Raw genomic sequence first — 19,771 nt, 5'->3', positions numbered from 1 at the left:
TAGTTGCAAGGACTCCCTATGACTCAGCCAATTCTAGAACTCAAAGACATCGAAAAGGCATTCCCCGGCGTGAAAGCGCTGGATAAAGCCAGCCTGAATGTCTACCCGGGCAAGGTGATGGCCTTGATGGGTGAAAACGGTGCAGGTAAGTCAACACTGATGAAAGCGTTGACCGGCATCTACCATATGGACGCAGGCGAAATCCGCTATCAGGGCCAACCTGTTAACTTCAATGGTCCACGCCACTCACAGGAAGCAGGTATCAGCATTATCCACCAGGAGTTGAACCTGATCCCTGAGTTGACCATTGCCGAAAACATTTTCCTTGGCCGTGAAAAAACTAACGCATTTGGCGGCATCAAATGGGCACAAATGTATAAAGAAGCCGATGCCCTGCTGGCTCGCCTCAATGTTAAACACAGCTCGCGCACATTGCTTGGCGAACTGAGCCTTGGTGAGCAGCAGATGGTTGAGATCGCCAAAGCGCTGTCTTTCAAATCTCAGGTCATCATCATGGATGAGCCAACCGACGCCCTGACCGACACCGAAACAGAATCCCTGTTCAAGGTGATCAATGAGTTGCGCGAAGAAGGCACAGGTATTGTATATATCTCACACCGTTTGAAAGAGATCTTCGAGATCTGTGACGATATTACGGTACTCCGTGACGGCAAGTTCATCGGCCAACGTGCTGTTGCCGATATTGATGAAGATACCATGATCGAGATGATGGTTGGCCGTCGTCTGGATGAGCAATACCCTCGCATTGATGTCAAACACGGTACCACCTGCCTTGAAGTGAAAAATCTTTCCGGTTCAGGTGTTAAAGAGGTGAGTTTTACCTTGGATCGCGGTGAGATCTTGGGGATCTCTGGCCTTATGGGTGCCGGCCGTACCGAATTGATGAAAGTCATTTACGGTGCCCTTCAGCGTGAATCCGGTGACATTGTTCTTGATGGCAAAGTGATTAACCCACTGAGTCCACAAGACGGACTAGCCAACGGTATCGCTTATATCTCTGAAGACCGAAAAGGTGATGGTTTGATCCTTGGCCTATCAGTGAAAGAAAATATGTCGATTTGCTCGCTAGAACAACTGTCAAAAGGTGTTCAGCTAAGGCACTACGACGAAGTCACCGCAGTTGAAGATTTCATCCGCCTGTTCAACATCAAGACACCGACCCGCAACCAGATTATCGGCAACCTTTCTGGTGGTAACCAGCAAAAAGTAGCCATCGCCAAAGGTCTGATGACCAAGCCAAAAGTATTGATTTTGGATGAACCGACCCGGGGTGTAGACGTTGGTGCGAAGAAAGAGATCTACCAGCTAATCAACCAATTCAAGTCAGAAGGGATGAGCATCATTCTTGTTTCTTCTGAGATGCCGGAAGTACTCGGCATGAGTGACCGCATTTTGGTGATGCACGAAGGCAAAATCAGCGGCGAATTCATGGCTGAAGATGCCGACCAAGAAAAACTTCTTGCCTGCGCTGTGGGTAAACAAATCAACGAGGTAGCAGCATGAGCAGCAACGCTATGACCAAACAACAAAACTCCGGTAGCGCCAAGCTATTTAGCAAAGAGTGGCTAATCGAGCAGAAGTCTCTGATTGCCCTTGTATTCCTGATTGTCGTGGTGTCATTCCTGAACCCGAACTTTTTCACTGTCGACAATATCCTAAATATCCTGCGTCAAACCTCGGTCAATGCCATCATTGCTGTGGGTATGACACTGGTTATCTTAACCGCGGGTATTGATCTGAGCGTTGGTTCGGTCCTTGCCTTATGTGGTGCCTTTGCCGCTTCTCTTATCGCGATGGAAGTACCGGTAATGATTGCGGTGCCTACCGCCTTGCTGGCCGGTGCTGCTCTGGGTGCTATCAGTGGCGTGATTATCGCCAAGGGTAAAGTCCAAGCCTTCATTGCTACACTGGTGACCATGACCCTGCTACGTGGTGTGACCATGGTTTACACCGACGGTCGACCTATCTCTACCGGCTTCACCGACGTTGCTGACAGCTTTGCTTGGTTCGGCACTGGCTATGCAATGGGTATCCCTGTGCCAATCTGGCTGATGGTGATTGTGTTTGCTGCGGTATGGTACCTACTGAACCACACCCGTTTCGGCCGCTACATCTACGCTCTAGGCGGTAACGAATCAGCTGCTCGCCTATCTGGTATCAACGTGGATCGCGTCAAGATTGGTGTTTACGCCATCTGTGGTCTGCTAGCTGCTCTTGCTGGCCTCATCGTTACCTCTCGCCTGTCTTCGGCTCAGCCGACAGCGGGTATGGGCTACGAGCTTGATGCGATTGCAGCCGTTGTTCTTGGCGGCACCAGCCTAGCCGGTGGTAAAGGCCGCATTATGGGCACCTTAATCGGTGCACTGATTATCGGCTTCCTGAACAACGCCCTAAACCTATTGGATGTCTCCTCCTACTACCAAATGATTGCGAAGGCAGTGGTTATCCTGCTGGCAGTCCTTGTAGATAACAAAAATAAGTAACACAACCTCTGTATGCGGGTAGCCCCCTGCCCGCCTCCACCCGACATATGTAGAAAGGAAAATAGAATGAAAAAGTTAGCAACCCTAATCTCTGCCGCTGTACTGTCAGCTTCATTCAGCTCTACGGCTGCCGCGCAGGACACAATGGCAATGGTTGTCTCCACGCTAAATAACCCATTCTTCGTTACCATGAAGGAAGGGGCAGAAGCCAAAGCGAAAGAGTTGGGCTATAACCTGATTGTTCTTGATTCACAAAACGATCCAAGCAAAGAGCTTTCTAACGTGGAAGATCTAACGGTACGTGGCGTGAAGGCAATTCTAATCAACCCTACCGATTCTGATGCCGTTTCCAATGCTATCCGCATGGCTAACCGCTCTAACATCCCTGTCCTGACCCTAGACCGTGGCGCAAGCCGTGGTGAAGTGGTTAGCCACATTGCCTCTGACAACGTGGCAGGTGGTGAAATGGCTGGTAAATTCATCATGGAAAAAGTGGGTGAAAAAGCACGTGTTATCCAGCTAGAAGGTATTGCTGGTACTTCTGCGGCCCGTGAGCGCGGTAAGGGCTTCATGCAAGCGGTTGACGGTAGCGGCATGGAGCTACTTGCTAGCCAGCCAGCAGACTTCGACCGTACCAAAGGCCTGAACGTAATGGAAAACATGCTAGCTGCTAACCCTGACGTACAAGCCGTATTTGCCCAGAACGACGAAATGGCATTGGGTGCTCTGCGTGCAGTTCAAGCTTCAGGCAAAGATGTCCTAATCGTTGGTTTCGACGGTACTGACGACGGTATCGCAGCGGTTAAACGTGGCAAGCTAGGTGCAACTATCGCCCAGCAGCCGGATCTAATCGGTGCGCTAGGTGTAGAAACTGCAGACAAAATGCTGAAAGGCGAGCAGGTTGAAGCAAACATCCCTGTTCCTCTGAAGGTGGTTTCGGAGTAAGAGGCAGATCCTAGAACCTGGGTCCTGGGTCCTGGGTCCTGGGTCCTGGGTCCTGGGTCCTGGGTCCTGGGAATAGCATGAAGCTAAGGCGTCGATATGGCTCACCTTTCGCGCCTTAGTTTCAGCCCCAATAACTTTCAAAATCTATCGCTTAGCAAACACCCCTTCCCAACTGCTAAGCCATACATTTTGGCCAATGAGAATGAAAAAGGTCCCAATATGAATAAATTAGTCGTTCTTGGCAGTGTGAACGCCGACCATGTTCTGCAAGTTGCTTCTTTCCCACGTCCGGGAGAAACGCTGCATGGCCATAGCTACTGTGTGATCCCTGGCGGAAAAGGGGCAAACCAAGCAGTCGCTGCTGCCCGCCTGGGTGCCGATATCGCATTCATTGCCTGTGTCGGCGATGACAGCTTCGGCCACGAAATGCGTGAAGCCTTTGCCAAAGATGGCATGAACACCGATGGCGTGATGATTGAAAAAGACATGCCAACCGGTATTGCGATGATCCAAGTCGCGGCAACGGGTGAGAACAGTATTGCGATTTCCGCTGAAGCCAACGGCTGCTTGAGCCCAGCCCGTATCGAGCCGCACCATAACCTTATCAAGCAAGCCGATACGCTATTAATGCAATTAGAAACCCCGATGGCTACGATTGAAGCGGCAGCTAAAGTGGCCAAGCAAGCAGGTACTCGTGTTGTCCTCAACCCGGCCCCTGCCCAACCATTATCGGATGACTTATTGCAACATATTGATATGATTACCCCTAATGAGACTGAAGCAGAGCTACTGACGGGTATCAAGGTAACAGATACCACCAGCGCGCAGAAAGCGGCGGATGCCCTGCATGAAAAAGGGATCAAACAGGTAATGATCACCTTGGGTAGCCAAGGCGTTTGGGTCAGCGAAAACGGTCAGGGCCGACAAGTCCCGGGCTTCCGTGTTGATGCCAAAGATACCACCGCAGCAGGTGATACCTTCAACGGTGCATTGCTGACCGGCCTTCAGGAGAACAAGGCGATGGATGATGCTATCCGCTTTGCCCATGCCTCTGCTGCAATATCAGTCACCCGAATGGGTGCTCAAACGTCTATTCCACACCGCCGTGAAGTGGAACGCTTTCTTATTGAGCACCAATAAGTTATTGATACCGTGCCCATCCGGGCACGGTTCAGGGAGAACCTATGGCGACAATCAAAGATGTAGCAAAGCTTGCAGGGGTCTCGACTTCGACAGTTAGCCACGTCCTGAATAAAACCCGCTTTGTCAGTGAAGACATTTCTGTCCGCGTTATGGCGGCAGTAAAAGAGCTGAACTATGCCCCATCGGCCTTGGCGCGAAGCCTGAAGGTTAACCACACCCGTACTTTCGGTATGCTGGTGACCACCTCGACCAACCCGTTCTTTGGTGAGGTAGTAAAAGGCGTTGAGCGCCGCTGCTATGAACAAGGTTATAACCTGATCCTGTGTAACACCGAGGGCGATTTGGCCCGTATGCGTGATAGCCTAGATATCCTGCTGCAAAAGCGTGTCGACGGCCTGCTATTAATGTGTAGTGAAGTCGACGGTCAAGCCTTCGACCTATTCTCTCGCCACCAACCGGTGCCAACAGTCGTGATGGACTGGGGCCCTATCGATTTCCCTAGCGACAAGATCCAAGATAACTCCCATCATGGCGGCTACCTAGCGACAAAGCACCTTATTGACCAAGGCCATACCCAAATTGGCTGCCTGACAGGGCCATTGGATAAACTGACTGCCCAGCAACGTCTGTCAGGCTATGTGCAAGCGATGGAAGAAGCCGGATTGGAAGTTAACAAGCAATGGATAGCCTCGGGTAATTTCGAATGTGAAGGCGGGGAGATCGCCTTTAATGAGGTGTTTGGCCGTGGGCCGTTACCAACTGCCCTGTTCGTTTGTAACGACATGATGGCGATGGGCGTCATTAATACCGCCAGCAAAAAAGGCATCCGCGTGCCTGAAGATCTCTCCATTGTGGGCTACGACGATATCAAGTTGGCGAAATACATTACCCCGTCGCTAACGACTATCCACCAGCCTAAACACAGGCTAGGCCAACAGGCTGTCGATATCCTACTCAGCAAGATCCAAAACAAGCATGAGGCCAATACGGTGATCCAGCTTGAGCCGACACTGGTAAAACGTGACAGCGTCAAACGTATTCACTGATACTTCGACACTGATATTTTGACATAGTCAGACAAATCAAGAGCTCATCAATGATGGGCTCTTTTGTTATCGGTGAGCATGACTTACTCTTACTCCCCCCCATCCTCTTTGCCCTCCCCTCTTCACCAAGGGTTAAGCTTCGCAAAATTCCTGTTTCACAAAGTACGAACATTTTAACCATTGACCTGTTCTCCCCTTAAGCGTAAAACCCAACTTAGAGAATCAAAGCCAATTCTAACCGCCAGTTATAAGTTAAAGGCGAATAAGGGCAATCATCATGCTAAAGAACATCACACACTGGTTACAGCGCCGATTTAAAGGCTCAAAATCTACTGAATGGGAAAGTGATTTTATCTCCAGCCACTTTTAGTCTTCTTCCTTATCCTAAAATGGCATCGATGGATAAGATCCCCGATGAATTGTGATAAACAAAGAGCCCACATGGGCCCTTTGTGATGTCATTGATTAATATTGAGGCTCGTCAACTTGCAGCCTCGACCTGTTCTTTCTCTTCCTCATTTCGATTTTCAATCAAGCTATCTAGCTTCCTCGCTGTCATGAACATGATCAATGCCATGATGCACGCACCTATACCTATTTTGAGGAAATAGCTGGCATATACCGGTAGGGTCTGTAGCGAGTCCACACTTCCAGATGACTCAGGAACAGCAATATATACAGCAAGATTAGCCGCAACCATCGAGGAAATGCCCAACGTCAGCGTCCTGAAGCCCAGCGTAAAACCAATCATGTGATTAGGCACCAATTGCGCCAGTACTGAAATACCCAAGGCACTGATCAGCAACTCACCCAAACCTTGGAACAAGTGTGTAAGAATGAGCCAGAACGCAGATACCCTTCCCGTCTCGTCCGCCATGAAGTTAGCACCGTAGGCTAAACACAAGAAGGCCATAGAGCAGAACAACATGCCCATAGCGAATTTCAGCGGCAATGAGGCACCTTTACCTTTAGCACTGCTGCGCTCATAGAAGATCGCTAACAATGGGCTGAGGATAATTATCCAGAATGGATTCAGTGCTTGCGTGGAAACCGGGTCGAAAGGAATGCCAAGGAATTCATGGCGGGTATTATGAATAGCAAAGAAAGTTAGAGAGGTTGGCATTTGCTTATATAAGATGAAAAATACTACTGAGAACCCTAATAATATTAAACTAACTATCATCTTTTTCTGTTGGGCCCAAGATTCTTTTCGCATATAGTTGATAAAAAATGTAAGGGCAATACCTAGAGCAATAATCAATAGTATCTGCATCAGTTTATAGTGCGTTATTAACCAACTACCTAATAATGTCAGAGCGATTAATCCCATCAGTAATAATGCATAGGTTTTCAAGTTAACTACTTTAAAATCAGCATCTGCACCAATATTTTTCACCCAATCTCTTTTATACAGGTAGAATGCGATTGTAATCACGTTCCACATTGCTGCAATAGCAAAGCCCGCTGAATAGGAATATTTATGTGCAATAATCGGCGTAATGATAAGAGAAATACACGAGCCGATATTAATCATCATATAGTAAAGGGTAAATGCGCTGTCTATCCGAATATCGTCTTTCTTGTAAGCTTTGGAAATCAAGTTGGAAGGACAGTTATTGGCTAGGGCCCTACTGACCCCGCCACCGGCAATCCCTATCATAGCTAGCGGGATACTGCCTATTGCCGCTGCATAACTCAAGAGCAGTAAGGTTAGCACAATGCCTAGGTTGCCGATAATCAATGACCGTTTAACCCCAATGACTTTATCAGCTAAATATCCACCAATGGCATAAATAATCGTTGAAAAAGCAGAAGCAGCGCCATTAATTAAAAAGGCATCACTTTCTGACATACCGAGATCGTTGACCATGAAAACAGTGACAATTGCCACCAAGCCATACATTGAAAGCATAGCGGGCAAAATAATAATGCACATCAACTTGAATGCAGAGGGTTGACGGGAAAATGCGATTGACATAAAACTTTCCTCGTAATTCAGACAACAAAGTCTGAAATCATTATTCAGTAAAAACTTATAAGATATTCCTTAAAACATTGAATCACGTAATATATAGCTTGAGAAAATATTACTTCCTTATTGAATATACCTCCCTGTTTAGTCAATGGTTAATATTTTCTCAAACATCCTAGCTCTTTTTCTATGCAACAATAGTGATAGAGATCTTATACAAATAGGCAAAGCCGTATATAGCTCGCAAAACGGCATTTTTATAAAAATAACAAATTCATTTATAAACAACCTCGTTATTAAACAGATAAAAAAATCCCCTGCTCAAAAGCAGGGGATTTTTGTTACCTAGCCAATAGTTGTTCTATTAATCGTTGTTACCTGTACCCGTCCAAACCATGTTGAACTTGATGGCTTCCATGTACTCACCTTGGTCTTCATGAATTTTACCAATGATGCTGTACTTCTGGCCTTCTACAAGATCTGGCATAATGAAGCCGATAGCAACACCTTGAGCACCAGATTCATTACAAGTTGAGCCCAAATCATAATGACCGCCGTTGCCATCCATATCATCAGCAGTGACATTGAAACTACGGTAGAACTCATCTAAATTATCACAATCGAATGTTTCACCCACTGCAGTATCAATAAATACGCTAACCTTACTTTCACCTTCAGCATTACTCATCTGCAAGCTAACCCGGCCTTCGGCATACTTGCTATCTTGACTCGCCGGCACATACATAGGGTAATCACGACCTTCTGGTCCAGCGTCAGATTGGATATCCAAACGGGCTTCAGCATGGTCGATGTTGCTGTACCAAGTGTAACGCTCAGTGATTTTTTCGTTACCATCTTCTTCTGAATACAGGACAACTTTCGCACCGTCAGAGATGTAGTCAGCATCAGTTGCCACAGTGTAATAGGTCTCTTCCATCGTTTTAGCTGAGCCATCTTCGCTCGGCCAAGTCGCAATAATCATGTCGCCTTCAACACGGTAGCTTGCGCCTTCATATGGGATGTTCGCCGCTGAACACTCTGTTTTGTTATCCATGTTGCGTTCGTTGGAGTAAATTTTGCCGCCTTCAAAACGGTTAGAATCACACCAAACTCGCGAGTAGTCTAGACCATCGGAATCGTCACCATCGCTGCTGCCGTATTCCAGCTTATACCAAGTTTTGCCTTCCAGTGGGTGGGCTACAGGTTTACCCTCTTTCACCTCAGGAAGTGTAAAGGTTACCCAAGTTTTGGCACCGTTATCATCTTTAGCGGCGACTTGGAAGGTTTGACCAGCTTTGTATGAATCAAGTGGGATACCTGATACTGCAACAATACCATTATTATCAACACTCAGATTCAAGCCAGCGATCGTCATGTCGCTTGCTTCATAGCCTGCAATTGTGCCATCGTTATCAGTAAATAGATTCTTGATATCTAGCGTTAAGTCAACGGCTTCACCTTGCTGCAGGTACCAGCTATTCACTTGTTTCTGAATGGCTTCTTTTTGAGCATCAACAACGACCGGTGCAAAGTTCTCTGACTTTACCTCTACCTTGAATACTGCACTTGATGTACCGACAACATTGCCTTCAGAATCTATGTCTTGAGCAGTAAGCGTAATGGTGTATTTACCTGGGCTAACGACTGGGTTTACGGGATCTAGAGTTAACATTGTACCATCGTTAGACAGACTGACATTGATACCTGTTTCTTCTAGAGTATCTTCAAGTTCAGGAATAATAGCAACTGTTCGATCGCCATCTACTTTTCGATCTTCATCGACAAACAACCCCGTTATATCTAGCGTTGCACCACCGAAGTTTTCATTTTCCTCGATAGTTGGGAATGCATCTTGAGCAGTTTTAAATACCTTGTTATCAACGAACAGTTTGATGTTGGTGATGACTTCTGGGTCAAAGGAGGCGTCAGAATTTCCATCGTTTTTATCAACAATGACTGGTTTAATATTAACATCATTGATGTTTTCACCTTTATCGACCATATCTTCTACGATGGCGTCAGCCTGCTTTGCAAAATCAATGGCTTTATCTTCGTAGCTGGTGTTAGCCGCCTTCGACTCAGTCAGAATCTGAGCAGTTTTATGTAGCTCAGCATCTTTCTCAGTACCTTCGATAAAGTTCGAGTAGAGCGCACTTTCATCAGCCTCGCCAAGTGCTTCACTAACGGCTTGCTTGGCTTCAGTTTCTGTTTTACCTGCCGCCATTTCAATCGCAACAAGGTCAGTAATCGGTGAAATTACATCAGACGAGTTTGGAGCACGGAACACTAACTCATGCGCCATTGGCTGAGATTCATGATCCATATCCACTGTGTATGTGCCTGCATACTTATCTTTATTGATAGTCAACAAGCGCTTTTGAGCATCTCCACCAGGGGTTACGGTTTGTAGTGCTAGGGTGCCAGAAGGTTTTTTATCCTGCTTAATTTGACCTTTAGCGTCTGTCACATCAAGGAACGTATCACCATCATTCCATTTACCGTCGTTATTATTATCAACAAAAACTACAGCATTTTTAAAATAGCCGTCAAAGCCAGTAATGACGACTGCACCACCTGGTGCTGGAATATCTGGCGTACCTGTATTACCGCCATTGTTTGAATTACTATCAGAACCACCGCCACAGCCCGTTAAGGCAATAGCAACAGATGCCGCAAGTAAAGTAACCTTTTTCATGTGTAACGTCCCTTGATGGATTGGATTAAACCTTTGTCATATTATTTTGTCTTCCTTGTCAGTCACTACTCGTACAAGGAAGGCCTGTATTTTTATGGCTTTACTACTTTCTATCAAGAAACGAAATTCAATAAAAAAACCGTAAAATTTATTTTTCTTTTTTTTCTTTCTAAAGCTTGGAAAATTAAATCTGTCCGTTAATATCCTCGGCCAACATTCAGTCATGGATAAAAAAATGAAAAAAAGGTGTTGGTTAGGTTTATTTCCAGCCACCTTGCTGGCATTTCCAACATTTGCCAATGACAAGGCGGGTTATTCTTATATCACAATGGGTGTTGAAAATATCACCTATCAAGAATCTTATTCCGGGCAAGGTGTTGCTAAATCGGATGTCTCTGCATCAAGCCCGATGCTTAACACCGGGGGCCTTTACCGAATCAATGAAAAATTTGATTTTTCGATAGATGCATTGGCAACCTTTTCGCCTGTTAGCACAACAGAGACTTGGCATGGAAATAACGGACAGGCTTACCAAAAAAATCAATTTGAGTACCTTAAAACATCCACCAATATTCTGATCCATTACAAGTGGACTCCAGACTGGCGAATTGTGGCTGGGCCGTCTCTCACCTATCAGTCATATAAACGTTATGGACTTGAAGGCTTGAACGGTTATGAAAACCCGGTGTTTCGCAAAGGCGACACTTGGGAAGAGAAATCAACCGATATCTTCATTGATGCTGGTGTCGCCTATGACAATGGCACTTTATTCGGTAGCAACAAGTGGAAGTTAAGCGGCCGGTGGATAATTGGTGTCCCTATCTGGAGTACCACAGAGAATACCAAATTTGTGGATACCACCTTTGATGATTTCGGCTTCCGTACATCGCTTGAAGGTACGCTAAGTTATGAAGTGATGAAGGGGCTACATTTGGGTTGGTATGTCATGATGGGCTATGAAAAGCGCTTTGAGACCGATCCTGAGCCGGTATCCTTCATTGATAACCAAGGCGAAGAAAGACAAGGCTTAGCCATTTTGCCTGATGCTGAAACCTATAGTTTTAATACGGGCATTCAAGCCTTGTGGAGTTTTTAAGTTTCCTGAATATGGATAAACCAGGGCAAAGTTAACGCCCTGGTTAATAACACAATGATTAATCTTTACGGTTGAAGTATTGAAAGTTTAATTTCACTTCTTCAACTAGGTGAGCATATTGAGGCTTTGGTTTAAGCACGTAGCTATATATTTCACCTGGTACAAAAATATCGTAGTCATTGTAATGCAAATTCATAAAAACATACTCTTTCTGCCATTCATCATGCCACCAATGCGCACATTCGATAGGATGTGGATCTTTACCATAAGGGTCGAAAGAGTTTGAAATAATATCGCCGGTTTCACCTTGACCGGCCATTTCTGAACTTTGCCAAAAAGGACGTAACTGTGCACAAGATAAATCACTTAGCCAAGACTGCATGTTTAAATCAGAGTCCATACTCTCATGAGGAATTCCGGGTAAACGCCAATCATAGATGTAATTTCCAATTTGCCCCAAGACATATTGTCCATTGGCTTGCGGATAGAGGTAATCAAACATCACCATCTGGTATTCGTATTCTCCGGTTCTGATATTAAGCCTTGCCTCCATCGCACGCTTACTGGCCTGCATGGTGTAAGTCTCATTGGCAGTATTACCATAAACGGTGGTGAAATAGTTTGTGACTCCCGGTTGTAATGTCGATGGATATTCCTTTTTGAGTTGCCAGCGCTGCTGTCTCATGTCATCGACATTGCTGTTTAGGATAAGATCATTATGTTCATTAAAGCTATAGTATCCAATTTCCTGCAGTTGAATGTCCTGTGGACACTGAGTTCGGTTATCTGACGCTGCAAAATACGCAACGCCATCGATAAATCGCCATGCTTCGCAGAACACCACTTCGTAGTTGTAATACACACCTTCAAGTAAGTGAGTGGTTTCAAGCCTATATAAGGTTTTGGCTTCTAGCGGGTGCAAGGACTCTTCTGGTAAAGGCTCTACAGAAGGTAACGACAAATTGACTTTTGCCCAAGCAACTTGGCCAGTACCGTGAAAATCATCCCTGGCAGCCAAGTGCAAAACAGGTGAGACAATTGGGGCTTGCGGAATACCTTGAATATGTAATGTGTCATTCCCAGTCACGGTGATACCCGCAATATTCAGGCTAGCTCTTTGGGTCAACGTATCGCCATCAGGATCGTTAAACAAACCGTGCAATGGCAAAAAGTAATTTGCCGGCGCTTGCTGCGAAAAAGTCCATTGCTTAACTGTCGCCTGCAACTGTTTCAAGACTGATGGGTTAACCCTTGGCTTATGATTTCCTCCAGAGGCTTCAAGATTGACATCCTCAAGTCTGACTTCGACGTTACTGACTTCGAAAGCCCCGATCAAGCCTACCGATATTGGATTCAACGACGTTGCCGACAACCCCTGTTTAGCGGCAGTCTCTCTTCGATCGTTTACTAGGGATGACATTGAAGAGACTTCAGCGCTATACCTTTGTTTATCATAACGTTGATGCATTGGCTTTGACTGGCTAGATAAAATTGCCACCTCATTATCTTCCGCTGCATCTGGGTTAGGTATGTCATATACCGATGGAAAGGCTGAATCTTGGCGTGACAGGTGTGCAGGGCCGACTGCATGCATCTTTTTTTGCGCACCATAGCCAGTTGAATGGCTTGTATCCGCAAGCACAGGTTCACTCGAGCTCTTCTCACCAGACAAAGCAACCGCAGGCGTTTGGTACAACCACCAACCACCGACAGCCAGCACCAAGCTGACTGCAACTTTTGTTACCGTAGACTTCATCTTTGGTTAAGCCATCCGTGACTGGAGCCAACAACGAGAAAACTTAAGATCTTTCTCAATCAAGCTGGCGCTACACTCAAGTAAATGGCTGATTTCTTTGGTACGCATTCCCATAAGATACTTTAATTTAAGCGCATTAGACTGACGAGGATAGCGAACACTAAAGTGCTCCAGTGCTTTATCCATAATCATCAACTGCTCGAACTTATCGTCTTGAGAGTTGGGTATCATTGTGATGTGCTGGCGCTTTTGTGCCTGAAGTGAGCGAGCGTTATCAATCAAGATCTGACGCATCACCTTGGCAGCCATAAGATAGAAATCGCGCTTATTCTCAACACTTTCCATATCTGTATTCGATAACTTTAGGTAAGCATCATGGACCAGGGCCGTTGTACTATTGACACTGTCGACCAACACTTGATTTTCAAGGCCATATTTCGCGGCACTTCGGTCTCTTTCCTGTTTGGCAATATTCCGCAACTGTAAATACGCAAATTGATATAACTTACTCTCTGCCTGTTTATCACCGGCTTGCCACTGTTTGATGATTTGGGTGATTTCTGAGCTTCCTGACGACATTAGATCTCTCCGGATACTTTCTTAAATTCTGAAATGGCATAAGTTTGAATCTGATCAGATCCATCACGATTACGTGTGATGTTCTGCTGATACCTATATAAGATCCCTTGATCCCACTCTCTGCCGGCAGGAAGGTATTCCCAAGTGGTGTATCGAGGAGGCATCCCCGCCGGATACCAACGAACCATCACATTCATTTGTGCTAATTCAGCCGTCCTCGAACTATTGCTAAGCCACCACATATCGCCGAACTCATCAGTCACATCCTGAGTATATGCTGTACTCTCTGAAGGGCAGTTTTCCTCTTCGACTGGGCCTTGCCACACCCTATCATTCTCAAGTTTTAAGCAACTTTGCTGGATATCCGTATCAATATAGGTCGTCTGCTGCCAGATTCCTTCAAATGGGATTTGATGGCCCAATTGTTCTGGGTAAGTAAACCAAATCATCTCGCCTTGATTAGCATGACGGACTTGCTCTTTTGGCCCCAACCCCTGCACTTTTTCCATTAGCAACTCAGTAGTAGGATCAAAATTGATCGCCATTGTGCGGTACTTCCAATCTCCTTCATCGTCAAAGTCTTCAACCGCAAAACCGTTTAGATCATTACGTGTACAACCCCTCATACTGCAAGCGACTAATCCTTGAGAATCAACAAAATTAGAAATAGGCTCTTCAACTTCCGCCTTTAAACCTTTAGAGCGGTCCAGGTAGCAATTTCGAAAATAATCCCCTGAGCTTGGGTATTGAAGCATTTGCGTCGGCGTGATCTGGTACTTTATTTCACCAATCGGTGTATTGTAGTTGGGTCGGTCGATATAACGAAGATCCACTAGGCACACTTTGCCTTGAGGATCTTTTTTCTTGATCATTATATTGCTAAGGCGTTTATTCAAAGGAGAGAACACCACTTGCTCTGAGGTAAAGTTCTCTTCAATGTACTGCTGACTTTGGTTCAGGTGTTCCACTGCGTCTTGAGCTGACACCCAATCAATATCAATACTGCCTTTCACGCTATCAAGGATATTGAGATCCAACTGGCGTAGTTGCTGCTGAAACTTGGGCTCTGCCAGCATATCACTGAGCAGTAAGATCTCTTCCCGGTTCTTTGGTGTACTGTCCAAAGAGAGTAACAAGCGGGTTAAGTTGATACTTTTACTTGGACTTGTTGATGACAATGTTGGTGTTACCACCTGTTGCCCAGACAGTTGAGTAAGCAAGAACCCTTTCTCATCTTTGCCTAGAAAAAAGCTGACAACATCCCCAGGTTGATATTGAAAAGCCCCTTTGTCAGTAAACCCTGTTAGATTTGAGCTGGTCGTATAGAATAACCCTGTCACAGGCGCATCAATAAAATACCCTGTCTGCGATTTAGTTGTATCGGCTGCATATGAAGTAGCAGATACAACCGCAGACAAAATGGATACCGTTAAACTTGCCAACCGCGAAATTTTCATCGGTTCTCTTTCCTTAAGTTATTATTATTTTACTTTTGCGTTTTCTTACGCTTATCTGATAACTCGACCTTGGGTTTTGCCGGTGTCGGGGTCATCATTATCATTAACAGCCTTTGCTTTATATGTTTGGGCAGGTCTGGATTAGATAATATTCTTCGTCTTGAGATATCCAGCATTGCCCCAACCGACATCAATGCCTGATCGCTGCCCTTACTATGAAACATCATACTGGTAACTTCATACATCATGTTTTCGGCTATCGTTTTTTCTTCCACCAGTCGCTGGTTTTGAACAGTCAGCGTAGTCGTAAACACAGCAATGGTTATTACCAGCAGAAAGCCAGACATAAAAGGCACTGGACGGCGTTGTACAAACTTGCCTAAGCAATAAAGTGGCAAATTTTGTTTAACTGAAATGGGCCGGTGTGTGAGGATATTCTCTATATCACAACGCAACTCACTCACACTGCTGTATCTATGCTCTGGTTGATCTTGTATCGCTTTTTCAATCACCGATTGAATGTCAGCATTTGCGTCAGGAAGCAAATACTGTAAGAGTTTTCCTAAAGAATAAATATCACTTTGCTGAGTTAGGAATTCGCCATGTTGCTGCTCAGGGCTAGCATATTCCCGACTAAACGCCACCAGTTCGTTATTCTGTTCACCAGTATTGCTGTTGATCGCCTGTGTTAAATTAAAATCAAGTAACTTCGGCTGATGAAGATTATCGACCAGAATATTTTCAGGTTTTATATCTGCATGCAAAATATGATTCTGGTGTGCATGCTCAATTGCAGAACAAATGCTTTTAAAAATTGACAGCTTATTTTTAGTTGAAAGTGTTTTTTTCTGCACATACTTGTTCAAAGTATCACCATCAACACATTCCATCACTATATACACGCAGCCTTGATATTCACCACCATCAAATACCTTAGCGATACAAGGGTGATTTAGGCGAGCCAATAATTGAGCTTCAGAAAATAAAGCACGTTTACCCAACACCTCGGTTAATTGTGGTTGGATAAACTTAATGGCTAGTTGCTGTTCAAACGTCTCATCCGCCCGGTGAGCGGCATAGACAACCCCCATACCTCCGCGACCGAGTTCATGAGTTAAATGGTACTTATCAACTACCTGCCCTAAAAAATCGAGTTCAGTTCCCATTGCATGTTGGGCGTGAAAACCAAGAAGTGAAGTCAGAGGCTGCCTGTCGCTAACATCAAGAAGCTGCTGAAGCTCGTTATAAGCCTCAGGATCATCGGACGCTAATTCAGATAAAATAGCTTGTTTGCCATCATCATCTGCATCGAGAAGTTGATAAAATAGATCGGTAGCGGTTGAGCTTGATTGCACTGTGTAATTTTTATTCTAAGTATAAATTTGCGGTGTAATCTACTAAAGTCTCAATATGCTTGTAAAGATTTAAATTAGACTCTCAAAGGATTGTTATCACAATATAAAAATATTATTAAGGTAACCATTCAAATCAATATTTATAAATAAGATATTTGATTAATGAATCAGCGTTCAATAAAAACGGCCGCCTCAGCGACCGTCAAAATAATGGCGATTTGAGTTTTTAAATAACTAGCCCACCGTCAATCTTAAGTGTTTGTCCGGTAATAAACGCTGAGTTATCACTGGCTAAGAATAGTGCACCGTTAGCGATATCCTCGGGTTTGCCCATACGGCCTAATGGTGTTTTGTGGCGCATGAAGTCCAATACTTTTTCTGGAAGGTCGACAGTCATTGGCGTTTCAATAAACCCTGGTGCGATACAGTTTGCCCGTACCTGTGCACCTTTGCGAGAAAACTCTTTCGACCAACCTTTTGTCATAGCAATCACACCACCTTTAGTGGCTGCATAGTTAGACTGGCCAATATTACCGTCGGTACCCACAACTGAAGACATAGTAATGATGGAGCCTGCACCGCCTTCCACCATGACAGGTGCGATGGCCTGCGTCATGTTAAACACACCTTTTAGGTTAACGTCAGACACCAAGTCCCAATCTTCTTCAGTCATTTTTTCAATTAGGTTGTCTCGAGTTACCCCGGCATTATTGACCAATACATCAATCTTGCCGTGTGCTGATTTCACTTTTTCAACGAAATTCGCAATATTCTCACGATCACAAACATTTAGCTCAATACCGGTTACATTCGGGTACTTCGCTTCCAAGTCAGCCATTGCGGCTAGGTTCATGTCGCATGCATACACTTGTAGTGCGTCATTCTTGGCAAAGGTTTCAACGATGCAGCGGCCAATCCCTTGAGCACCACCTGTTACAATACACACCTTGTTATTTAGCATTTTTTTATTCCCCTATATGAATACCAAACTGTTACAGCAAACGGTTAGAACTGGTATTAGCGAGTGCCTGCAGTTGTGACGGGCAACACAACTCACTGTATTCTCGTATTTTAGAAGATTCACCCCAAACGATTAGTCACATTGATGCAAATCACCTTTGCGAATATGGGACGTTAACAGCGCCGATCACCATATCGTCATCATTTTCTGGCACTTTTTTGCTATAACTATATGTGGGTAAATGGATTTTATGGGGGTGCTCATGTTAGACAAGGTTGTCTTCTTTCTTCATGTTGTGAGAACAGGTTCGATCAGCGAAGCGGCCAAGCACAATAGTATTTCACCATCGGCAGCCAGCCGTTGGCTGAATGAATTGGAAGAAAACATGGGGGTCAGCTTACTTAAGCGTACCACTCGAAAAATCACGCCAACCCAAGCTGGGCAACGCTTATTCGACAGGTTCAGCCTTTTGCATACCCAAATTGATGATGTCTTCAATGAAGTCCAGAACATGAGTAGCGAAGACAGGGGCACCATAAAAATCGCCAGCACCCCTTTGTTTGCGAAACACTACCTCAGCCAAATCATCGGGGAATACCTGCAAGAGCACCCATCAATCAATTTTGTCGTACTGGAAACCGCGTTCGAAGTCGATCATGTCCATGATGTCGACTTTGCCATCCGTGCCAATGCAACTTATCGAGGCTTTCAAGATAAAGACAGCCTATTGGTTAAGCGTTCACTGCTAAGAGAACCTTTGATGGCGTGTTGCTCACCGGGCTATATCGAGAAAAATGGCAAACCTATTGTACCGGATGACCTCAAACATCATCGTTGCCTTTATGCCAGTACACTGGTTGGGGGCAACCGGTGGATCTTTGAATTGGATGGTGAGTACTCAACGGTCGAAATCGCCCAGACTGTAGAAGCTGATGATAGCGAAATCCTTAAAAATATAGCGCTTAATGGCGGTGGAATAGCCTATTTACCGTTGAGTTTGATTTCTCACGAATTCGACAAAAAAACGCTACAGCCTGTGTTAGAAAACTATGTGAGTAGTCAATTTGAGCTCAATCTGTATTTCAAACCCCGTAAGTATATGCCTGCACGCTGTGCCAACTTCAAGGATTATCTGATTGAGCGTGTGCCGGAAATCGAACGGTTAAAGCAACAAGGAAGCCCCCATGGCCGATATGCCAACAAGTCTGAAGACATGGCTAAAATCATTCAATGATGCCCTTGACCAAGCCAACCTACTGGCTATTCCGCCAACGCCAGAGATGGCAAGGTTAGGACTGGCGACCATCACCCAGCAACTTGTCGTCTCTGAGGTAGAGATAAGCTGTATCATTGACACCCATGTTAATGGGACATCCATTCCCTGCCGTATTTACCACCCCACCCCAAATGAAACTTTGCCGGTGCTTATCTTCTTTCATGGAGGGGGCCACATGTGCGGCAGTGTTGAGGTTTACGATCCTATCAGCCGCCGCCTCGCTTTTCACAGCCAGCATATTGTCGTAGCCATCGACTACCGCCTTGCGCCGGAATACCCTTACCCTAAGGGTTTGGTGGATTGCATAATGAGCCTTGAGGAGATAAACCGTACCCTAGAACAACTAGATCTTCCCTTTCAGCAAGCCGTCTCGATTGCTGGGGACTCTGCTGGCGGTGCTTTGGCTGCCACCCTCGCCCAACGTAACCCAGAAAAGGTCAACCATTTGGCCTTAATCTACCCAAGCCTTGATTACACCTTTTCAAGTGATTCCTTGGTGGACTACCGTGAAGGCTACCTCTTAGAAACAGCAAAGATGCAGTGGTACTTTGACCAATATTTCCAACAAGGCGAAGACCGCCGAGACGCCTCGCCACTGTTTAGTGCGTTACCCAGTAACCACCCTGAAACAATAGTCATAACTGCTGGGTTTGATCCCTTACAGGACGAAGGGAAGCGCTATGTTGAACGCTTGCAAGTGCTGGGGATCCCCACAGAGCACCATCACTTCGAGAATATGACTCACGCTTTTTTAAACTTGGAAGATCTTGTCCCCCCCAACTGTGAACAGACTTACCGGTACATTGCTAATTTTCTCAACCAATGATGCTATAACAAATACAAAAATGTCGAACGCCAAATACAAAAATGTATGGTCCGCCCCGTTATTGCAACTACAATTTCTAATGACGGGGTTGGTTTGCGCTAATGTATTCGGAGTCACTTTTGGGTGCTCCCGCATCCCAGCTCCACGATGATATCCGCGC

General features: G+C 45.3%; 15 protein-coding genes. 8 read left to right on the top strand and 7 right to left on the bottom strand.

Annotation, left to right across the window (positions count from 1 at the left end):
- Nucleotides 1-18: 18 nt before the first annotated feature.
- From rbsA to C9J01_RS00060, 5 genes are all read left to right on the top strand, one after another.
- Nucleotides 19-1,524, top strand: coding sequence for a ribose ABC transporter ATP-binding protein RbsA (gene rbsA / locus C9J01_RS00080; RefSeq protein ID WP_107296077.1), 1,506 nt, complete (start codon nt 19-21; stop codon nt 1,522-1,524).
- Nucleotides 1,521-2,504 carry a ribose ABC transporter permease gene (rbsC, locus tag C9J01_RS00075; RefSeq protein WP_107296076.1) on the top strand — a complete coding sequence of 328 codons (984 nt, stop codon included), beginning with the start codon at nt 1,521-1,523 and terminating at the stop codon, nt 2,502-2,504. Before rbsA ends, rbsC begins: the two co-directional genes overlap by 4 nt.
- A 66-nt stretch (nt 2,505-2,570) precedes the next feature.
- Entirely contained in the window at nt 2,571-3,449 is an 879-nt protein-coding gene (gene rbsB, locus C9J01_RS00070; RefSeq protein WP_039461926.1) for a ribose ABC transporter substrate-binding protein RbsB, read from the top strand.
- A 219-nt stretch (nt 3,450-3,668) separates the two neighbouring features.
- Nucleotides 3,669-4,589, top strand: a complete 921-nt coding sequence (rbsK, locus tag C9J01_RS00065; protein WP_107297363.1) for a ribokinase — start codon at nt 3,669-3,671, stop codon at nt 4,587-4,589.
- Nucleotides 4,590-4,633: 44 nt separating this feature from the next.
- Nucleotides 4,634-5,638, top strand: a complete 1,005-nt coding sequence (locus C9J01_RS00060; RefSeq protein WP_107296075.1) for a substrate-binding domain-containing protein — start codon at nt 4,634-4,636, stop codon at nt 5,636-5,638.
- A gap of 481 nt (nt 5,639-6,119) precedes the next feature.
- Here the strand turns inward: C9J01_RS00060 and C9J01_RS00055 are convergent, their stop codons facing one another.
- The gene (locus C9J01_RS00055; RefSeq protein ID WP_107296074.1) at nt 6,120-7,616 is read right to left on the bottom strand and encodes an oligopeptide:H+ symporter; all 1,497 of its coding nucleotides are present in this window, start codon (nt 7,614-7,616) and stop codon (nt 6,120-6,122) included.
- A gap of 358 nt (nt 7,617-7,974) precedes the next feature.
- Entirely contained in the window at nt 7,975-10,305 is a 2,331-nt protein-coding gene (locus C9J01_RS00045; protein ID WP_107296072.1) for a hypothetical protein, read from the bottom strand.
- 223 nt (nt 10,306-10,528) lie between these two features.
- Between C9J01_RS00045 and C9J01_RS00040 the strand changes: the two genes are divergently transcribed.
- The gene (locus C9J01_RS00040; protein WP_237156823.1) at nt 10,529-11,401 is read left to right on the top strand and encodes a hypothetical protein; all 873 of its coding nucleotides are present in this window, start codon (nt 10,529-10,531) and stop codon (nt 11,399-11,401) included.
- A 58-nt stretch (nt 11,402-11,459) separates the two neighbouring features.
- Here C9J01_RS00040 and C9J01_RS00035 read toward each other — a convergent pair whose 3' ends face one another.
- The 5 genes from C9J01_RS00035 to fabG form a co-directional block, all read right to left on the bottom strand.
- On the bottom strand, nt 11,460-13,157 hold the full coding sequence (locus C9J01_RS00035; RefSeq protein WP_107296070.1) for a hypothetical protein: 1,698 nt from the start codon (nt 13,155-13,157) through the stop codon (nt 11,460-11,462).
- A gap of 6 nt (nt 13,158-13,163) precedes the next feature.
- Nucleotides 13,164-13,736: a sigma-70 family RNA polymerase sigma factor gene (locus C9J01_RS00030; RefSeq protein WP_107296069.1), complete on the bottom strand. Its 573-nt coding sequence runs from the start codon at nt 13,734-13,736 to the stop codon at nt 13,164-13,166.
- Entirely contained in the window at nt 13,736-15,193 is a 1,458-nt protein-coding gene (locus C9J01_RS00025) for a chromosome partitioning protein ParA (RefSeq protein ID WP_107296068.1), read from the bottom strand. The genes C9J01_RS00030 and C9J01_RS00025 overlap by 1 nt, the downstream gene beginning before the upstream one ends.
- Nucleotides 15,194-15,222: 29 nt before the next feature.
- Complete coding sequence (locus C9J01_RS00020) at nt 15,223-16,548, bottom strand: serine/threonine-protein kinase (RefSeq protein ID WP_107296067.1); 1,326 nt, start codon at nt 16,546-16,548, stop codon at nt 15,223-15,225.
- A 226-nt stretch (nt 16,549-16,774) separates the two neighbouring features.
- Nucleotides 16,775-17,509, bottom strand: a complete 735-nt coding sequence (gene fabG / locus C9J01_RS00015; protein WP_107296066.1) for a 3-oxoacyl-ACP reductase FabG — start codon at nt 17,507-17,509, stop codon at nt 16,775-16,777.
- A 262-nt stretch (nt 17,510-17,771) separates the two neighbouring features.
- Here fabG and C9J01_RS00010 point away from each other — a divergent pair, with 262 nt between their 5' ends.
- Both C9J01_RS00010 and C9J01_RS00005 read left to right on the top strand, forming a co-directional pair.
- The gene (locus C9J01_RS00010) at nt 17,772-18,743 is read left to right on the top strand and encodes a LysR family transcriptional regulator (RefSeq protein ID WP_107296065.1); all 972 of its coding nucleotides are present in this window, start codon (nt 17,772-17,774) and stop codon (nt 18,741-18,743) included.
- Nucleotides 18,694-19,611, top strand: coding sequence for an alpha/beta hydrolase (locus C9J01_RS00005; RefSeq protein WP_107296064.1), 918 nt, complete (start codon nt 18,694-18,696; stop codon nt 19,609-19,611). The genes C9J01_RS00010 and C9J01_RS00005 overlap by 50 nt, the downstream gene beginning before the upstream one ends.
- Nucleotides 19,612-19,771 lie beyond the last annotated feature (160 nt).

Source organism: Photobacterium rosenbergii (genome assembly GCF_003026455.1).
GTDB classification, from domain to species: domain Bacteria; phylum Pseudomonadota; class Gammaproteobacteria; order Enterobacterales; family Vibrionaceae; genus Photobacterium; species Photobacterium rosenbergii.
The sequence above is the reverse complement of the archived record's forward strand: the minus strand, read 5'-3'. Positions and strand labels throughout refer to the sequence as shown.